The sequence below is a fragment of the Xanthomonas sp. BRIP62411 genome (genome assembly GCF_003993525.1).
Classification (GTDB): domain Bacteria; phylum Pseudomonadota; class Gammaproteobacteria; order Xanthomonadales; family Xanthomonadaceae; genus Xanthomonas; species Xanthomonas euroxanthea.
The window spans coordinates 11,037-26,890 of record NZ_QEZI01000008.1 but is presented as its reverse complement, the minus strand read 5'-3'; the positions used below and the strand labels follow the sequence as shown (position 1 = coordinate 26,890).

The following is a 15,854-nucleotide window of genomic DNA, read 5'->3' as shown; positions in this document are numbered from 1 at the left end:
TTAGTGCGGCGCTGCCGCAGCCTGCGGTGGGCGTGTCGGCGTCGGTGCCAGCAGCTGTTCGGCCAGGCCGCGATAGATCGGCGTTCTGCACACCAGCGCGGACATGGCACGCGCAATCAGCACGGTGGCCAGGATCGGCAGCAGCATCTGGCTGGTGTCGGTCAGTTCCAGCGAGATCACCGCCGAGGTCAACGGCGCCTGGGTCACGCCGGTCAGATACGCGCACATGCCCAGCAGCACGAAGGTGCGCGGGTCCACGCCCGGCATCAGCACCGACAGGTTGTGGCCGATGCCGGCACCCACCGCCAGCGCCGGCGAGAACAGGCCGCCCGGAATGCCGGCCAGGTACGAGACCAGGTTGGCCAGCAGCTTCATCAGCCCGAATTCGTGGCCGACCACCGCGTGGCCCTGCACCAGGCTGCGCGCCTGCTCATAGCCGGTGCCGAACGCGCCCTGCCCGAACACCAGCGCCAGCCCGACCAGGGCCACGCCGCACAGCGCGGCCAGCAGCACCGGATGGCGCTGGCGCAGCGTTGCCAGCCAGCGTGGCTTGCCGCCGACGCTGGCCAGCACCAGGCGCGCGAAGATGCCGCCGAGCAGGCCGGCCACGCAGCCGCAGAGCGCGATCGCCAGCCAGGCCTGGCCCAGCGGCAAGGCCACCGCCACCTTGCCGAAGTAGGTGTAGTTGCCCAACAGGCCCAGCGACACCACGCCGCCGACGATCACCGCGGTCAGCAGGGTGCCTGAGAAGCGGTGTTCGAAGCGCCCGCTCAATTCCTCGATCGCAAACACCACCCCGGCCAGCGGCGTGTTGAACGCCGCGGCGATACCGGCAGCGCCGCCGGCCAGCAGGAAATGCGAGAGCTCGCGCGGATCGCGAAACCCGAACCAGCGCCCGAACACATGCATCAGGCTGGCGCCGACATGCACGGTGGGGCCTTCGCGTCCGACCGAGGCGCCACCGAGCAGCGACAAGGTGGTCAGGGCAAGCTTGCCGATCGACACCCGCAGCGACAGATTGCTCTGGCGGAATGCCGCGTCGTCATGTTCCAGCGCCGCGATGACCTGCGGAATGCCGCTGCCACGCGTGGGCCGCATCGCGCCGGAGGTGAGCCAGGCCAGCAGGGCGAAGATGCCCGGCGTCAGCAGCAGCGCCCACCAGATCGAATGCGCGGTGATGCGCTGGAACACCTGGAAGGCGGCGTCGCTGGCCTTGGCGAACACGATCGCCACCAGTGCTACTGCAATGGCGCCACCCCACAGTGCGGCGCGGCGACGCCAGCCTTCGCTGGACAACAACGGCCGCAGCCGAAGCCGGCGCGGCGAGGGATCAGGAGCAGACATGGCGCCATTGTCGCATCCGCGCCGCGCGGCCGCGACGCGTCACTCAGCGGCCGGCGGCCGGCGGCACGCGCAGGGCCGGCAGCAGCGTGCCGGGATTTCCATCATTGGGCGCGGCGGGAATGCCCAGCAGCCGGGTCATCAGCGCATACACATCGACGTTGTCGAAGCCCGGCAAGCTCTTGCCCTGCGCCAGATCCGGGCCCTGCGCCAGGAACACCGCGCGCATCGACGGCAGCGCCGGATCGAAACCGTGCGAGCCGCGCATCTGATCGCGCGGGCGCTTGGCCAGCTTGTCCGGGAACAGTGCATCCCAGCCTTCGTGCATCTGGCACACGATCGGCGGAATGCGCGGATGCGTGCCGTAGTGCCAGCGTGCCGGCAGCTCCGTCTTGCGCCAGCAGTCGTACTGCGCATGCGCACCGAGCAGGCCGGCTTCGGCGCGGGCCTGCTGTCCCGGCAATGGCGCAAAGCCGATCACCTGCCCGTCGGTCACGGCAGTGGCGATGTCCGGGCGCGCCATGTCTTCCACGCTGATCGCATGCCCGGGCGGCACCTCGGCCATGCCGTGGTCGGACACCACGACGATGTTGGTGCGCTCGCGCGTGCCGTCGCGCTGCATGCCGGCCAGCAGCCGGCCGATCGCGCCATCCACCGCACGCACGCTGTCGGCGTATTGGCGCGATTCCGGGCCGTGGTCGTGGCCGGCTTCGTCCACGTGTTCGAAATACAGCGTGACCAGGCGATTGCGGTCCGCGCCGGACGCGGCCAGCCACCCCAGCACCTCGTCCACGCGCGCGTCCAGGCTGGTGCCTTCTTCGTAGTGGCGCCACCGCGAGGGGCGCACACCGCCGATCGCCGCCTCGCTGCCGGGCCACGACCAGGTCGCGGCATGCAGGCCGTGCGTTTCGGCGCCGACCCACAGCGGCTCGCCGCCCCACCAGCGCGCATCGCCGACCGCGTCCTGCTTGCTCAGCCAGAAGCCGCCCAGCGTCGCATCGCGCATGCTGTTGTGCACGATGCCGTGGTGGTCCGGGCGCAGGCCGGTGACCAGCGTGTAGTGATTGGGAAAGGTCAGCGACGGGTACGACGGCGTCATCCAGCGCGCACGCACGCCGTCGTGCGCCAGCTGCGACAGATGCGGTGTGATGCCGCGATCGAGCATGTCCGCGCGCAGGCCGTCGATGGAGATCAGCAGCACGCTGTGCGGCGCATCGTTGCGCGGTGCGTGCGCCGCGGCGACGGGCGCTGGCGCGTGACGCGAAGGGGAGGTACAGGCCGCGAGCAGCGCAAGCGCGGCAAACACAAGACGTCGATCGATCATCGCCCCAGTTTACGGCCTGGCAATGACGTCGCGAAGTCAGCGCGTGCCGGTGGCGGATGCGGCGAACAGGTCGTCGGCCGCCGCGCTCCGGCGCGGTGACCAGCCCTCCAGCTGCAACAGTGCCTGCTTGGTCGGCAGGCCGCCGCCGAAGCCGGTCAGCGCACCATTGGCGCCGATCACGCGATGGCAGGGCAGCACGATCGGGAGTGGATTGCGTCCATTGGCGGCACCGACCGCGCGGCTGGCGGCCGGGCGTCCCACCGCGTGCGCGAGTTGCGCATAGCTCCAGGTCTGCCCGAACGGAATCTGCGCCAGCGTGTGCCAGACCTGCAGCTGGAACGGCGTGCCGGTCGGTGCCAACGGCAGGTCGAAGCTGCGCCGCCCGCCATGCAGGTAATCGAGCAATTGCTCGCGCGCCTCGCGCACCAGCGGCGCATCCGGGGCATGCTGCCAGCGCGCGCGGCCGATCGCGTCGTAGCGGTTCTGCGCGAACAGGATGTGGTGCACGCCGGCAGCATCGGCGGCCACGCTGAGTGCGCCGATCGGCGAGGGAAAGGTGTCGTACTGCAGTGTGCTCATGAACAGGTGTCCTTGCGATCGACAGCGAGATGCCAAAGGTGCAACACGGCGTAGGCGCGCCAGGGTCGCCAGGCCTGCGAGCGCGCTTCGGTGGCACGCTCGCTCAGGCGCTCGGGGGTGCCGAGCACCTGCTGCAGGATCAGGTCGCCGGCCGGAAACGCATCCGGATGCGAGAGCGCACGCATGGCGATGTAGTGCGCAGTCCACGGCCCGATGCCGGGCAAGGCCGTGCAGGCGGCGACGAACTCGGGCAGGCGCTGGCCGGCGCCGAAATGCAGCCGCCCTTGCGCACACGCCGAGGCCAGCGCCCGCAACGTGGCGGCGCGAGCACGCGGCAGGCCGAGCTGTTCCAGCGGCGCCTCGGCCAGCTGTGCCGGAGTCGGAAAGATGCGGTCCAGGCCGGGCGGCATCTCCACGTGATGGCCGCCATGCCGATCGACCAGCCGCGCCGCCAGCGTCGCCGCGCCGGCCACGCTGATCTGCTGGCCCAGCACGGCGCGCACGGCCACTTCGAAGCCGTCCCAGCCACCCGGTACGCGCAGGCCGGGGCGGCGCGCGATCGCCTCGGCCAGCAGCGGCTCGGCCGCCAGCGTGGCGTGCACCGCCTGCAGGTCTGCATCCAGATCGAACAGCCGGCGCACCCGCCGCACGATCTGCGGGATCTGGCGTGGGTCGGTCGCGCCGATGCGCAGCAGCAACTCCGCACGCTGCGGCGCCGCGCTGACCTCGATCAGCGTCGCGTTGCCCGGGGTGCCGATCACGCGCCGGTAGCCGCTGGCGTCGACCTGCTCGATACCGGGAATCGCGCGGCGCTGCAGAAACGCCAGCATCGCCTGCAGATCCAGCGGCGGGCGATAGCCCAGGCGCAGGGTCAACGCGCCACCCGGCACCTCGGCACGCTGCTTGCGCAGCGCCGATGGCGGCATCCCGCAGCCTTCCAGGAAGGCTGCATTGAAGCGACGCAGGCTGTTGAACCCGGCCGCCAGTGCGACCTCGGTCACCGGCAATGCGGTCTCGGTCAGCAGCTGCTTGGCCAGCAGCAGCCGGCGCGTGCCGTGCACCTGGATCGGGGTGGCACCGAGCTGCTGCACGAACTGCCGCTGCAGCTGGCGCGCGCTCAGGCCCACCGCATCGGCCAGGGTCTGCACCGGCTGCTCCTGCAGGGCGCCGTCGGCAATCATCGCCAATGCGCGTTGCACACTCTCTTCGCCCAGGTACTGCTGCGCCTGCGGCGACAGCTCGGGGCGGCAGCGCAGGCACGGCCGGTAGCCGGCGGCACTGGCTGCCGCCGCGCTGGGGTAATAGCTGATGTTGCCCGGCTTGGGCGGCGGTGCCGGGCACACCGGGCGGCAGTAGATGCCGGTGCTGCGCACCGCGGTGAAGAACAGCCCGTCGAAGCGCGCATCGCGCGCCAGGCGGGCGCGGTCGCATTGGAGTCGGTCGGGCGTGGCGGTCTGCATGGCGCCAGTCTATGCGCTCACTCCAGCCGCGGCTGGCCGTTTTCGGACAGGGTTGCACCGCGCCTGTGTGTTCATGGCAGGGTCAAACGGTGGGCCCGTTCAGCCATAGACTGAGGGTGATCTCCGTCGCGGTCTGTTGCCTGACATCATGCTGAAACTGCTCTGCCTGTCCCTTTCCTGCCTGCTGGCGCTGGTGGCCTGTGACCGCACCGGTACCTCGGCCGATGCCGCCGCCACGCAACAGGGCGGCGCGGGGCAGGGCGATGGCGACCACATGGTGTCGGTGGACACGCCCGAGCCGGCAGCGCCGCCGCCGCGGCCACGCGCGCAGGCGGGCGAGGCCGGCTGGCCGCAGGCGGAGCTGGACGCGGGCAAGGCCTGGATCAGTTGCGCCACCGATTACAGCAGCGACGCCGGCGACGGCACGCTGCTGCCGGCGCTGGACCGCGCCAGCGTGGAGGCGGCGCTGGCGCCATGTCGCGACACCGGCCTGCTGCGGGTGCGCTATGCCGGCAAGATCAACGCCGGCTTCGCAGCGTTGGTGTGGCGGCTGGCCACGGTGGCCGGGCAATTGCAGTTGCCGCATCGCATCCTGGACCTGGATTCCAGCGGCGGGCAGGTGGAAGCGGCGATCCGCGCCGGCGACGTGATCGGCGAATCCAACTGGACCATCTGGGTGCGCGAAGGCTCGATCTGCCACAGCGCCTGCGTGTTCGTGCTGGCCGCCGGCGACAACCGGCTGGTGGCCGGCAAGGTCGGCATCCACCGCATGATGCGGATCAGTTCCAAGGCCACCTCGCGCGCGGAACTCAACCGCGAATTGCGCGAGGTCTACGGCAACGTCAAGGATTATCTGGAGCGCAACGGCGTGGCGGTGGCGGTGGCCGACCTGATGATGACCGTGCCCAATCGCAGCCTGCGCCTGCTGACGATGGACGAGCTGCGCGAGTACGGGCTGGATGGCACCAACGCGGTGCAGGACGATCTGGAGCGCATCCGCCAGATGCGCAAGTGCGGTGACGCCTTCGTGCGCCGCAAGGACGCGTTCCTGGTTGCCTTCGATCACAAGTGCAAGGGCGAGGGCGCCGATCTGGAGGCGGTCAACGCCTGTGGCCTGGCCTTGAAGCAGCGCTTCGGGTTTCCCGATGCGGCCTGCCCGGAAGAAAGCCCGCTGGCCGAAACCGATGCCGCCGCGCTGCCGGCAACCGCCGCACCGGAGGCCGCGGCGGCGGCCGACACAGCGCCGGCCGCATCGACCGCCGCGCCAACCGAGGTACCGGACGCGGCGGCCGCCGCCGAGCCTGCGCCGGGCCCGGCCCAGGGCGACGGCTGAGCTTCACGCGTACCGCACTGCCGGCTGCCTATGGTCGCGGCATATCACGGAGCCGGGGGCGCCATGCTCGGAAAGACAAAAGGTGTTGCGCTGGCGTATCTGCCATCGGCGTTGCTGGTGCTGGCCGGATTCGGCGTGGCCGAGCTCCTGCAGGTGATTGCTGCGGCCAGCCGGGTGCAGTGGCCGGCCACGCTGGCAGTGTGGCTGAGCCTGGTGGCGCTGATCGCGGCCATCGCCCGCGCGCTGTGGATCAGCTGGCGGCTATGGCGGCCGCGCGGCGTCGCGGCGGTTCCGCCCGGCGGCGAAGTCTGATGTTGCCGGGGCTGGCGCGGATTGCCCGCACCCGGCTCCTGCGATCGTCGCGCACTCACCGCGGCAGGCAGCGCAGGTCTTAAACTGCCGCACCCGCCACGCACCCGTGTTGGCTCCCATTCGTTCGCTCCGTACAAGGTCAATCTGCCCCATGTTCCATCCTCGTCTGCTTGCCGCACTGCTGTTGGCTCCCTCGCTGGTCCTGGCCCAACAGCCGCAGACCGCTGCACGTCCGGCTGCCGCTGCGTCGACGGCGGCGCCCGCGGTCAACCCGGCGCAGCAGGCGCAGCTGGTCAAACAGAACACCGAGATGACCCAGGCGGCATTGCGGGTGGCGCAGATGGTCGATGCCAACCAGGTGGCCTCGCTGTGGGATGGCGCCTCCAGCGTCGCCAAGACCGCGGTCAAGCGCGATGCCTTCGTGAGCCAGATCGGTGCCGAACGTGCGCGCCTGGGGGCGGTGGTCGGACGCGGGCAGGGCTCGGTGACGCGGGTCAAATACGCCGCCGGCGCGCAGGTGCCCGAAGGCCTGTACGTCAACGTCAGCTTCCCGACCCGCTTTGCCAAGGCCCAGCAGCCGGTGCGCGAGCTGGTGTCGTTCCGTCTGGACGAGGACAAGACCTGGCGGCTCGCCGGTTACAGCCTGCGCGCGTCGATCAAGTGATCTTGCAGCGCATCGGGAGACCCGCGTGGAACTGACTATCGAACTACAGATGCTGGGCTGGGCCATGGTGCTAGGCCTGGTGCAACTGCTGGCCGCCTCGGCCAGCATGACCGCCCAGCGCGGGACCAAGTGGAATGCCAGCGCACGCGATGGCGACGCCAAGCCGTTGACCGGCATTGCGGCGCGGCTGGATCGTGCATTCCGCAACTATCTGGAGACCTTCCCGATCTTCGCGGCCGCCGTCCTGGCGGTGAGCGTTGCCGGCCGTACCAGTGCAGACACCGCACTGGGCGTGCAGCTATACCTGTGGGCGCGCGTGGCCTATGTGCCGGCGTATGCGGCGGGGATTCCCTACCTGCGCAGCGCAATCTGGGTGGTGTCGTTCTGGGGCATCGTCAAACTGGTGCGGGCGTTGCTGGGCTGGTGACGCAGGCCAGGTGGTGTGCGCGCAGCCGGTGGCACAGTGACCGAGAAAACGCAGCAATAAGTCGCGCGCCCGCGACTGTTCGGTTGCTGCTTGATCCTGATCAAGTCCGGCCAGCACTACTGCCGTAAACTGAGAGCCGCTACCAAGACGGCTGCGCCCACCGCCAGGCGTGCGTGCTCGATGCTGCATGTGCCACGCATACATGCCGATTGCGCTGCACCGACCGCATCCACCTGACTACGGCACGCAAGGTCTTGTTAGCTTCTCTGGATTTCGGTGGTAAAGGAGCGCGGCATGCAATCGGTGGATATCGCAGTCATTGGTGCCGGGCCGGTTGGCCTGAGTTTTGCGCGCTCCCTGGCCGGCAGTGGCCTGTCGGTGATGCTGGTCGACCAGCAGCCACGCGCCCAGCTGGCCGAGCCGGCCTTCGACGGACGCGAGATCGCGCTGACCCATGCCTCGCGTGCACTGCTGGAGCAACTGGGCATCTGGCAGCAATTTCCCGCCGATGCGATCTCGCCGCTGCGCGACGCCCGCGTCATGGACGGGCATTCGCACTTCGCGCTGACTTTCGCTGCCTCGGCGCGTGGTGCCGGCGATCTGGGCTGGCTGGTGCCCAATCATCTGATCCGTCGCGCGGCCTGGCAGGCGGTGCAGGCGCAAGCTGCGTTGGAGATGCGCTGCGCCTGCACGCTGCAGGCCGTGCAGCAGGAGCGCGACCGCGTGGTGCTGCAGTTGTCCGATGGGGAAACGGTGTCGGCGCGCCTGCTGGTGGCGGCCGACAGCCGATTTTCCAGTACCCGGCGCCTGCTCGGCATCGGCGCGCAGCTGCGTGATTTCGGCAAGACCATGCTGGTGTGCCGGATGCGCCATGCGCTGCCGCACCGGCATGCCGCCTGGGAGTGGTTTGGCTACGGCAAGACGCTGGCGTTGCTGCCGCTGCAGGGCAACCGCGCTGGCGCGGTGCTGACCCTGCCGCCGCGACAGGTGGAGGCCTTGCTGGCGATGGAGGCGGCGGACTTCAGTGCGGCGGTGACCGAAGCGTTCGAGCATCGGCTCGGGCCGATGCAGCAGGACGGCAGCCGGCATGCCTATCCGCTGGTGGCCGCCTATGCACAACGCTTTATCGCCGAGCGTGCCGCGTTGATCGGCGATGCGGCGGTGGGCATGCACCCGGTCACCGCGCATGGCTTCAATTTCGGACTGCAGAGCCAGGCGCGCCTGGCCGAGCGTGTGCGTGCCGCTGCTGCAGCCGGGCGCGACATCGGGGTTGCGGCCCTGCTGCAGGGCTACGAGCGGGCGCACCGGCTGGCGACGCGGCCGCTGTATGAAGCGACCAATGCGCTGGCCGCGCTGTACACCGACGACCGTGCGCCGGCCCGCCTGCTGCGACGTGGTGCCTTGCGTGCGGCGCATGCGGTGGCGCCGTTCAAGCAGGCGATTGCGGCGCATCTGACCCAGCGCAGCGTCTGAGGTATCGACGTGGGAGCGGGGAGGCGCAGTGCGTGCAGTGCTGCGCTGTGGTCCTCATGCGCAGCGGCCTGCAACGGTGTTCGACGCGCGGGCGGGCAATGCGGTCAGCGGCCCGTTCGCGGGTGCTGGTGCGGCAATCGTGCGGGCTCGGTCAGCTCGGCTGTCATCAGTGCTGTCATCAGGCGCGCCGCAGTCAGGACGCGGCCATCAGGACGCAGCCATCAGGCCAGCGCATCGACCCGCGCAAGAATCGCATCGATCGCGGTGCGCGCATCGCCGCTGCGCAAGGCCTGTTCCAGCAGTGGAATCACCCAGGCGCAGCCGGCCTTGGTCACGTCTGCGCGCCAGCCGCCGGGCCAGGCTTCCAGCTCGTGCAAGGCCAGCATGCTGCAACCGCCGCGCTCGGCGTGACCGCCACGGATCGACTGCTCGAACCAGAACGGCGTGGGTGAATCGACGTCGATCGAGAAAATATAGACATCGTGGTCCGGATCGTCCGCCGAGGGCGCATTGTTGCGCCAGCCGACCTGCACCACGCTCATTCTGCCGGCTCCGCATCGGGGTCCAGCGCCAGCACGCGGATCTCCACATCGTCCAGTTGCACGCACTGGCCGGGGCGGATCTTGGCGGTCTTGCGCAGTTCCTGCACGCCATCGACGCTGACCGCGCCACTGGCGACGATCGCCTTGCCCTGCCCACCGCTGTCGGCAATACCCGCCAGCTTGAGCAACTGGTTGAGTTCGATGTACTCGCCGTCCAGGTCGAATTCCAGAAATTGCATGGTGCGCTCGGTGACAGGAAGACGGCGATTATCCGCCTGTCGCAGCCGACAACACCACCGTGCCGAATGCAGCGCCGGCAGGTGGAGTCGTGATGGCAGCGCGACGCAGGCACGCCAGCGGCGTGCACGGTGCCAGCGTCGCGGTGCGGCGTCGGCAAGCTTATTCGCATCGAAAGCGTGCAATCTCATCCAGCATGCTTTCGGCGCGCACGATGCCGGGTCCGGCATGCGCGTTGTCGATGCGCTCCAGCCACGGATGGCGTTTGCGCTGCAGCCGTCGATAGCCGAGCCAGGTGCCGATGCCGCCGAGCACGCCCACCAGCAGATTGAGCAGCAGCCAGTCGTGCGGCAGGGGCAGGCCGGTCAGCCCGCGCCAGCCGGCGTCCGCCACGGCCACCCACAGCACCCAGAACGCCACGCCCAGCCACGGGGCCACCCGCGTGCGCCAGCGCCGCAACTGCGCGAGCGCGCGCTGCGTCGGCAGCAGCGGTCCGGCAAAGTCCAGTTGCGCCAGCAGCTGCAGCTGCCGTAGTGCGGAGATCGCCAGCGCAATGCTCCACAGCTGCAGCAGCACGCCGCCGATGATCGCCGCAACCTGATCGGTATGGGCAAGCCAGCTGCGCGCGATCACGATGTGCAGCGCCACGGCGCACAGCAATTGCGCGGACTGGCTCAGCCACAGCGGGCGCAGGCTGGTGCGCGCCGCATGGCCACGCACCTGGCCGAGGATGTGGCCGATCTGCGTGCCGTGCTGGTCCAGGCGGTGTTCCATCGCGTGCCAGGCGCGTTGCATGTCGTCGAGTTCCATCGAATGTTCCTTGGGCGAAGTGGGTGGTCAGAGTTCGGCGCGGATGCGCGCCTTGAGGCGGCTGAGTTTCGTGGCGACATTGGTCTCGCTGATGCCGAGCACCTCGCCGATCTCGCGGTAGCTGTGCGCGTCCAGGTACAGCAGCATCAAGGCGCGTTCCAGCGGTGGCAGGTGGGCGATGAAGCCGTGGAGCGCGGCGACCTGCTGCGCGTGTGCCGGGTCGCGCGCCAGCGGACCGGCGATGCTGTCGGCCACCGCCTCCAGCGGGAGCGGGTCCTGCGGTGCGCGGCTGCGGCCGCGCAGATCGCTGATCGCCACGTTCAAGGCGATGCGGTACATCCAGGTGGAAAAGCGCCGGCCGGCATCGTAGCCGGGGAACGCGCGCCATAACTGCACGGTGATGTCTTGCGCCAGCTCGGCGCGGTCGTCCGGGTTCCAGCAATAGCTGGCCGCGACCTTCAGGACGATGCCGCGGTGCTGCTGCAGCAAGGCGCTGAAGCGAGTGTGCAGGTCTGTTTCCAGGGACATGGCTCCGGCTGGGTGGGTGGATGACAAGGGTCGAGGAGATGATTCGCCGCAGCGGGCGAATCCTCACAAGCTGAACGGACTGTCACGGAAATTTCGACAGCGGGGGGCCTGAGGGCGCACACTATGCTGCTTTGCGCCTGCCGGCTCCGTGCGGCGCCTCCGGAGTTACCCAATGACCCAAGAATCTCCCGCGCCGCTGCTGTTTGCAGACCTCGGCCTCTCAGACGCTGTGATGAAGGCGGTTGCCGCCGTCGGCTACGAGTCGCCGTCGCCGATCCAGGCCGCCACCATTCCCGCGCTGCTGGCCGGCCGCGACGTGCTCGGCCAGGCGCAGACCGGCACCGGCAAGACCGCCGCGTTCGCGCTGCCGGTGCTGTCCAACGCCGACCTCAACCAGCTCAAGCCGCAGGCGCTGGTGCTGGCCCCGACCCGCGAGCTGGCCATCCAGGTCGCCGAGGCGTTCCAGAAATATGCCGAAGCCATTCCCGGCTTCCGCGTGCTGCCGGTCTACGGCGGCCAGCCCTATGCGCAGCAGCTGAGCGCGCTCAAGCGCGGCGTGCATGTGGTGGTCGGCACTCCCGGCCGGGTGATCGATCACCTGGATCGCGGCACGCTGGACCTGTCCCAGCTCAAGACGCTGGTGCTGGACGAAGCCGACGAAATGCTGCGCATGGGCTTCATCGACGACGTCGAAGCGGTGCTGAAGAAGTTGCCGGAGAAACGCCAGGTGGCGCTGTTCTCGGCAACCATGCCGCCGGCGATCCGCCGCATCGCGCAGACCTATCTGAAGGACCCGGCCGAAGTCACCATCGCGGCCAAGACCACCACCTCGGCCAATATCCGCCAGCGCTACTGGTGGGTGAGCGGCCTGCACAAGCTGGACGCGCTGACCCGCATCCTGGAGGTCGAGCCGTTCGACGGCATGATCATCTTCGCCCGCACCAAGGCCGCCACAGAAGAGCTGGCGCAGAAGCTGCAGGCACGCGGCATGGCCGCGGCGGCCATCAACGGCGACATGCAGCAGGCCGCCCGCGAGAAGACCATCGCCCAGCTCAAGGACGGCAAGCTCGACATCCTGGTCGCCACCGACGTGGCCGCGCGCGGCCTGGACGTGGAGCGCGTCAGCCATGTGCTGAACTACGACATCCCGTACGACACCGAAAGCTACGTGCACCGCATCGGCCGTACCGGCCGTGCCGGCCGCAACGGCGACGCGATCCTGTTCGTCACCCCGCGCGAGAAGGGCATGCTGCGTTCGATCGAGCGCGCCACCCGCCAGCCGATCGAAGAGATGCAGCTGCCGAGCGTGGATGCGGTCAACGACACCCGCGTGGCACGGTTCATGACCCGCATCACCGAGACCCTGGCCGGCGGCCAGATCGAGATGTATCGCGATCTGCTGCAGCGCTACGAGAGCGAGAACAACGTGCCGGCGATCGATATCGCCGCGGCGATGGCCAAGTTGCTGCAGGGCGATGCGCCGTTCCTGCTGACCCCGCCGGTGCGTGGCGCACGCGAGGAGTTCGCCCCGCGCGAGCGCAACGATCGCGGTGATCGCGGCGAGCGTCCGCGCTTCGAGCCGAAGTTCGAGCGTGGCCCGCGTGCCGATGGTGAGCGCGCGGCACGCCCGCCGCGTGCGGAACGTCCGGCCTTCGCCGATGATGGCGCCGGTGCCGAGCGTCCGCGCCGCGACCCGGTTGCGCCGCGTGGCGAGCCGGAATTCGGCATGGAGAGCTACCGCATCGAAGTGGGCCACACCCACGGCGTGAAGCCGGCCAATATCGTCGGCGCGATCGCCAACGAAGCCGGCCTGGAAAGCCGCTACATCGGCCGTATCGACATCCAGGACGACTATTCGATCCTGGACCTGCCGGCCGACATGCCGCGCGAGCTGCTGACGCACCTGAAGAAGGTCTGGGTGTCCGGCCAGCAGCTCAACATGCGCAAGCTGGAAGACGGCGAGGCGGCTGCAGCGCCGTCCAGGCCGCGCTTCCCGCGCGGCGGCAAGCCGTCCGGCCGCCCGAACGGTCCGAACCGTCCGATGGACCGTGCCGGTGCGCCGCATCGCAAGGGTCCGCCCAAGCCCCGCGGCGAGTAAGCGCCGCTGAGGACCCGGCAGCGTGCGGCGGTCCTGCCGACGCTGCGGGGCGCCGTGGTCGTTATGTTGGTTGATGCATATCGGACTGCAGGCGTCACGCGCTGACGCCTCGGGGATTGCCGGCAGCGTCCTGCCGGCCAGGCGAAGTGCCTGCGTCGACCGTGGTCAAGCAGGCGCTGCCATACAGACTGCGCCATTGCGGCCGCTACTGCCTTCAGGCGCCCACTGGGCGCCTGAATCGCATGGGGCGGCGGCAGGGTTCGAGGGTGACAATGGCGCAGATGGCGGGCGGTACCGGCGGTAGGCAGACCATGCATCTGATGCGCGGCTGGCTGACGCTTCCCTTGGCCTTGTTGATCGGCATGGCCATCAGCATGGCGGTGCTCTCTGCGCTGATGATCGAGATCCAGTCCGGAGCGACGGCCTGGATCGTCGGCCAGAGCCACTGGTCCAATGCCCAGCAGGAGTCGGTGTACTGGCTGGAGCGCTACCTGGGGAGCGGCGATCCGGCCGACCTGCAGGCCGCCTGCCGCGCGCTGGAAGTGCCGCTCGGCGACCGCGCGGCCCGCGAGGCGGTCGAGCAACCGGTGATCGACTGGAGCGCGGTCCATGCCGGGCTGGCGGCCGGCCGCAATGCCCCTGAGGACATGCCGCAAATGGTGCGGCTGTATCGCTACGGCCATGTCTTTCCGTATCTGGGCGACGCCGTCGCGATGTGGAAACACACCGATGCCGACCTGTTGCAGCTGAGCGCGCTGGCCGACCGGGCCGCCTCGGTGCAGGCCGCCAGCCGCCCGGATCCGCGCGCGCTGCAGGCCCTGCGCGACGAGCTGCATCTGCTCGATGGCCGCATGCGCAGCGATACGGCGCAGTTCCAGGCGCTGCTGGTCCGCTGCGCGCGGCTGCTGCACGACATGATGGTGATCTGCAGCCTGGCGACCTTGCTGCTGGTGCTGACCACCTGCGTGCTGGCGATGCGCCGCATCGGCGATTACCTGCTCTCGCACGAAGGCCGCTTTCGCACCGCGTTCCAACAGGCGGCGCTGGGCATGGTCAAGTTCGACCTGCGCGGCCGCGTGCTCGATGCCAATGCCTCGATGGCCAACATCCTGCGCTACCGGCCCGAAGAGCTGCAGGCCTGCACGCTGGCCGAGGTGATGCATCCGGACGACATCGCGCTGGACAGCCGCGGCATGGTCGACTGGCCGACCCTGCTGCAGTCCGGCGAGCGACGCTTCCTGCGCGCCGATGGCGGGGTGATGTGGGGGCGCTGGAGTGCCTCGCTGGTGGAACCCGGCCCGGAAGAGCCGACCCTGGTGCTGGCGGTGATCGAGGATGTCTCGCACGCACACGAGCTGGCCGACGAAGTCGCCTTCCATGCGCGCCACGATGCCCTGACCGGCCTGATCAACCGCCGCGAGATCGAACGCCGGCTGCTGCGCCTGATCGAGCCGCTGCAATCGCCGCAGCTCCGCCATGCGCTGTGCTTCGTCGACCTGGATCACTTCAAGCTGGTCAACGACACCTTCGGGCATGCGGTGGGCGACAAGTTCCTGTGCCACTTCGCCGATGTGATCACCATGCAGCTGCGCCCCGGCGACTGGCTGGGGCGGCTGGGTGGCGACGAGTTCGCGATCCTGCTGGCCAATACCGACCTGGCGCAGGCGCAAACCGTGCTCGAGCGCATGCACGCGGTGCTGGGTCAGCCATGGAGCCACCAGGGCGGGCGGCCGCTGACGCCCGGTTGCAGCTTCGGCGTGGTGGAAATCCGCCAGGGCGCCAGCGACGTCAATGCCTTGATGACCGCCGCCGACCTGGCCTGTTACGCAGCCAAGGAAGAGGGGCGCAACCGGATTCGCTGTTTCGGCGAAAACGATCTGGCGCTGGCGCGGCGCCGCCACGACGGCGGCTGGATCAGCGCGGTGCAGCAGGCCATCGCCGAGGACCGCCTGCTGCTGTATGCGCAGAAGATCCAGGTGTTGCGCGATCCGGGACGCCTGCAGTACGAAGTGCTGGTGCGCATGCGCGCGGGTGACGGGCGGGTGCTGAGTCCGGGCGAATTCCTGCCTGCGGTGGAACGCTACGGCCTGGGGCGCATGGTCGATGTGCATGTGCTGGAAACGCTGTGCGCGCAGCTGGCGGCCAATCCGCTGCACCTGGCTAATCTGGATCTGTGCCACGTCAACCTGTCTGCGCAGTCGATCGCGCAAGCGGATTTTCTCGATTTCGTGTGCGCCCTGTTCGAGCGCTATCCGAGCCTGGTGCCCAAGCTGTGCATGGAGATCACCGAGACCGCCGTCATTGGCGATCTGGAGCACGCGCGGCGCTTCGTGCAGAGCGTGCGTGCGCGCGGCTGCCATGTGGCGCTGGACGATTTCGGCAGCGGCCTGGCCTCGTTCGGCTATCTCAAGCAGTTCACCGTGGATGTCCTCAAGATCGATTGCGGCTTCGTACGCAACTACGCACACGACGCGGTGGACCGTGCGGCGGTGCATTCGATCGCGCAGGTGGGCCTGGCGCTGGGCATCGAAGTGGTGGCCGAGGGCGTGGAGTCGGAGGCGGACATTCCCGGCCTGCACGAGGCCGGAGTGGGCCAGGTGCAGGGTTTCAGCCTGCATCGTCCATGCCCGCTCGACGAGTTGCTGCACGCCGGGCAGCCGCTGCTGGCGTTGTCCTGATCGCACATGGGTGCACGCGTGGCGCTGCAAATCGCCGATAATCGGCCG

General features: G+C 69.3%; 14 protein-coding genes, 1 other RNA gene and 1 pseudogene. 8 read left to right on the top strand and 8 right to left on the bottom strand.

Annotated features, from left to right (window positions below; genetic code table 11):
* Window positions 1-48: 48 nt before the first annotated feature.
* The 4 genes and pseudogenes from EO139_RS04405 to EO139_RS04390 all read right to left on the bottom strand — a co-directional run.
* Window positions 49-1,344 (bottom strand): annotated as a pseudogene (locus tag EO139_RS04405) (chloride channel protein); the annotation flags it as partial.
* Between the two features lie 43 nt (window positions 1,345-1,387).
* Window positions 1,388-2,665, bottom strand: a complete 1,278-nt coding sequence (locus EO139_RS04400) for an ectonucleotide pyrophosphatase/phosphodiesterase (protein ID WP_126969475.1) — start codon at window positions 2,663-2,665, stop codon at window positions 1,388-1,390.
* A 36-nt stretch (window positions 2,666-2,701) separates the two neighbouring features.
* Entirely contained in the window at window positions 2,702-3,244 is a 543-nt protein-coding gene (locus EO139_RS04395; protein ID WP_126943585.1) for a methylated-DNA--[protein]-cysteine S-methyltransferase, read from the bottom strand.
* On the bottom strand, window positions 3,241-4,704 hold the full coding sequence (locus tag EO139_RS04390; RefSeq protein ID WP_126969473.1) for an AlkA N-terminal domain-containing protein: 1,464 nt from the start codon (window positions 4,702-4,704) through the stop codon (window positions 3,241-3,243). Before EO139_RS04390 ends, EO139_RS04395 begins: the two co-directional genes overlap by 4 nt.
* A 148-nt stretch (window positions 4,705-4,852) precedes the next feature.
* Here EO139_RS04390 and EO139_RS04385 point away from each other — a divergent pair, with 148 nt between their 5' ends.
* From EO139_RS04385 to ubiM, 6 genes are all read left to right on the top strand, one after another.
* Complete coding sequence (locus EO139_RS04385; protein ID WP_126969471.1) at window positions 4,853-6,037, top strand: hypothetical protein; 1,185 nt, start codon at window positions 4,853-4,855, stop codon at window positions 6,035-6,037.
* A gap of 63 nt (window positions 6,038-6,100) precedes the next feature.
* On the top strand, window positions 6,101-6,349 hold the full coding sequence (locus EO139_RS04380) for a hypothetical protein (RefSeq protein ID WP_104581880.1): 249 nt from the start codon (window positions 6,101-6,103) through the stop codon (window positions 6,347-6,349).
* Window positions 6,350-6,500: 151 nt separating this feature from the next.
* The gene (locus EO139_RS04375; RefSeq protein WP_104581881.1) at window positions 6,501-7,013 is read left to right on the top strand and encodes a DUF4019 domain-containing protein; all 513 of its coding nucleotides are present in this window, start codon (window positions 6,501-6,503) and stop codon (window positions 7,011-7,013) included.
* Window positions 7,014-7,038: 25 nt separating this feature from the next.
* Window positions 7,039-7,440: an MAPEG family protein gene (locus tag EO139_RS04370; protein ID WP_104581882.1), complete on the top strand. Its 402-nt coding sequence runs from the start codon at window positions 7,039-7,041 to the stop codon at window positions 7,438-7,440.
* A 187-nt stretch (window positions 7,441-7,627) separates the two neighbouring features.
* Window positions 7,628-7,703: non-coding RNA, sX9 sRNA (locus EO139_RS04365), on the top strand.
* A 31-nt stretch (window positions 7,704-7,734) separates the two neighbouring features.
* The gene (gene ubiM, locus EO139_RS04360; protein WP_126969469.1) at window positions 7,735-8,913 is read left to right on the top strand and encodes a 5-demethoxyubiquinol-8 5-hydroxylase UbiM; all 1,179 of its coding nucleotides are present in this window, start codon (window positions 7,735-7,737) and stop codon (window positions 8,911-8,913) included.
* Between the two features lie 221 nt (window positions 8,914-9,134).
* Here ubiM and EO139_RS04355 read toward each other — a convergent pair whose 3' ends face one another.
* From EO139_RS04355 to EO139_RS04340, 4 genes are all read right to left on the bottom strand, one after another.
* Window positions 9,135-9,455, bottom strand: a complete 321-nt coding sequence (locus tag EO139_RS04355) for a hypothetical protein (protein ID WP_164739725.1) — start codon at window positions 9,453-9,455, stop codon at window positions 9,135-9,137.
* Complete coding sequence (locus tag EO139_RS04350; RefSeq protein WP_024939760.1) at window positions 9,452-9,694, bottom strand: RNA-binding S4 domain-containing protein; 243 nt, start codon at window positions 9,692-9,694, stop codon at window positions 9,452-9,454. The genes EO139_RS04355 and EO139_RS04350 overlap by 4 nt, the downstream gene beginning before the upstream one ends.
* A gap of 160 nt (window positions 9,695-9,854) precedes the next feature.
* The gene (locus EO139_RS04345; RefSeq protein ID WP_126969467.1) at window positions 9,855-10,502 is read right to left on the bottom strand and encodes a hypothetical protein; all 648 of its coding nucleotides are present in this window, start codon (window positions 10,500-10,502) and stop codon (window positions 9,855-9,857) included.
* 27 nt (window positions 10,503-10,529) lie between these two features.
* Window positions 10,530-11,030 carry an RNA polymerase sigma factor gene (locus EO139_RS04340; RefSeq protein ID WP_126969465.1) on the bottom strand — a complete coding sequence of 167 codons (501 nt, stop codon included), beginning with the start codon at window positions 11,028-11,030 and terminating at the stop codon, window positions 10,530-10,532.
* A 172-nt stretch (window positions 11,031-11,202) separates the two neighbouring features.
* Here EO139_RS04340 and EO139_RS04335 point away from each other — a divergent pair, with 172 nt between their 5' ends.
* Complete coding sequence (locus EO139_RS04335) at window positions 11,203-13,128, top strand: DEAD/DEAH box helicase (RefSeq protein WP_115677590.1); 1,926 nt, start codon at window positions 11,203-11,205, stop codon at window positions 13,126-13,128.
* 272 nt (window positions 13,129-13,400) lie between these two features.
* Complete coding sequence (locus EO139_RS04330; protein WP_164739724.1) at window positions 13,401-15,806, top strand: EAL domain-containing protein; 2,406 nt, start codon at window positions 13,401-13,403, stop codon at window positions 15,804-15,806.
* Window positions 15,807-15,854 lie beyond the last annotated feature (48 nt).

Coding starts and splice junctions, on each gene's coding strand:
- ubiM (WP_126969469.1), top strand. CDS start 7,735: ATGCAATCGGTGGATATCGCAGTCATTGGTGCCGGGCCGGTTGGCCTG.
- EO139_RS04340 (WP_126969465.1), bottom strand. CDS start 11,030: ATGTCCCTGGAAACAGACCTGCACACTCGCTTCAGCGCCTTGCTGCAG.
- EO139_RS04335 (WP_115677590.1), top strand. CDS start 11,203: ATGACCCAAGAATCTCCCGCGCCGCTGCTGTTTGCAGACCTCGGCCTC.
- EO139_RS04350 (WP_024939760.1), bottom strand. CDS start 9,694: ATGCAATTTCTGGAATTCGACCTGGACGGCGAGTACATCGAACTCAAC.
- EO139_RS04400 (WP_126969475.1), bottom strand. CDS start 2,665: ATGATCGATCGACGTCTTGTGTTTGCCGCGCTTGCGCTGCTCGCGGCC.
- EO139_RS04330 (WP_164739724.1), top strand. CDS start 13,401: ATGGCGCAGATGGCGGGCGGTACCGGCGGTAGGCAGACCATGCATCTG.
- EO139_RS04395 (WP_126943585.1), bottom strand. CDS start 3,244: ATGAGCACACTGCAGTACGACACCTTTCCCTCGCCGATCGGCGCACTC.
- EO139_RS04355 (WP_164739725.1), bottom strand. CDS start 9,455: ATGAGCGTGGTGCAGGTCGGCTGGCGCAACAATGCGCCCTCGGCGGAC.
- EO139_RS04390 (WP_126969473.1), bottom strand. CDS start 4,704: ATGCAGACCGCCACGCCCGACCGACTCCAATGCGACCGCGCCCGCCTG.
- EO139_RS04385 (WP_126969471.1), top strand. CDS start 4,853: ATGCTGAAACTGCTCTGCCTGTCCCTTTCCTGCCTGCTGGCGCTGGTG.
- EO139_RS04380 (WP_104581880.1), top strand. CDS start 6,101: ATGCTCGGAAAGACAAAAGGTGTTGCGCTGGCGTATCTGCCATCGGCG.
- EO139_RS04345 (WP_126969467.1), bottom strand. CDS start 10,502: ATGGAACTCGACGACATGCAACGCGCCTGGCACGCGATGGAACACCGC.
- EO139_RS04375 (WP_104581881.1), top strand. CDS start 6,501: ATGTTCCATCCTCGTCTGCTTGCCGCACTGCTGTTGGCTCCCTCGCTG.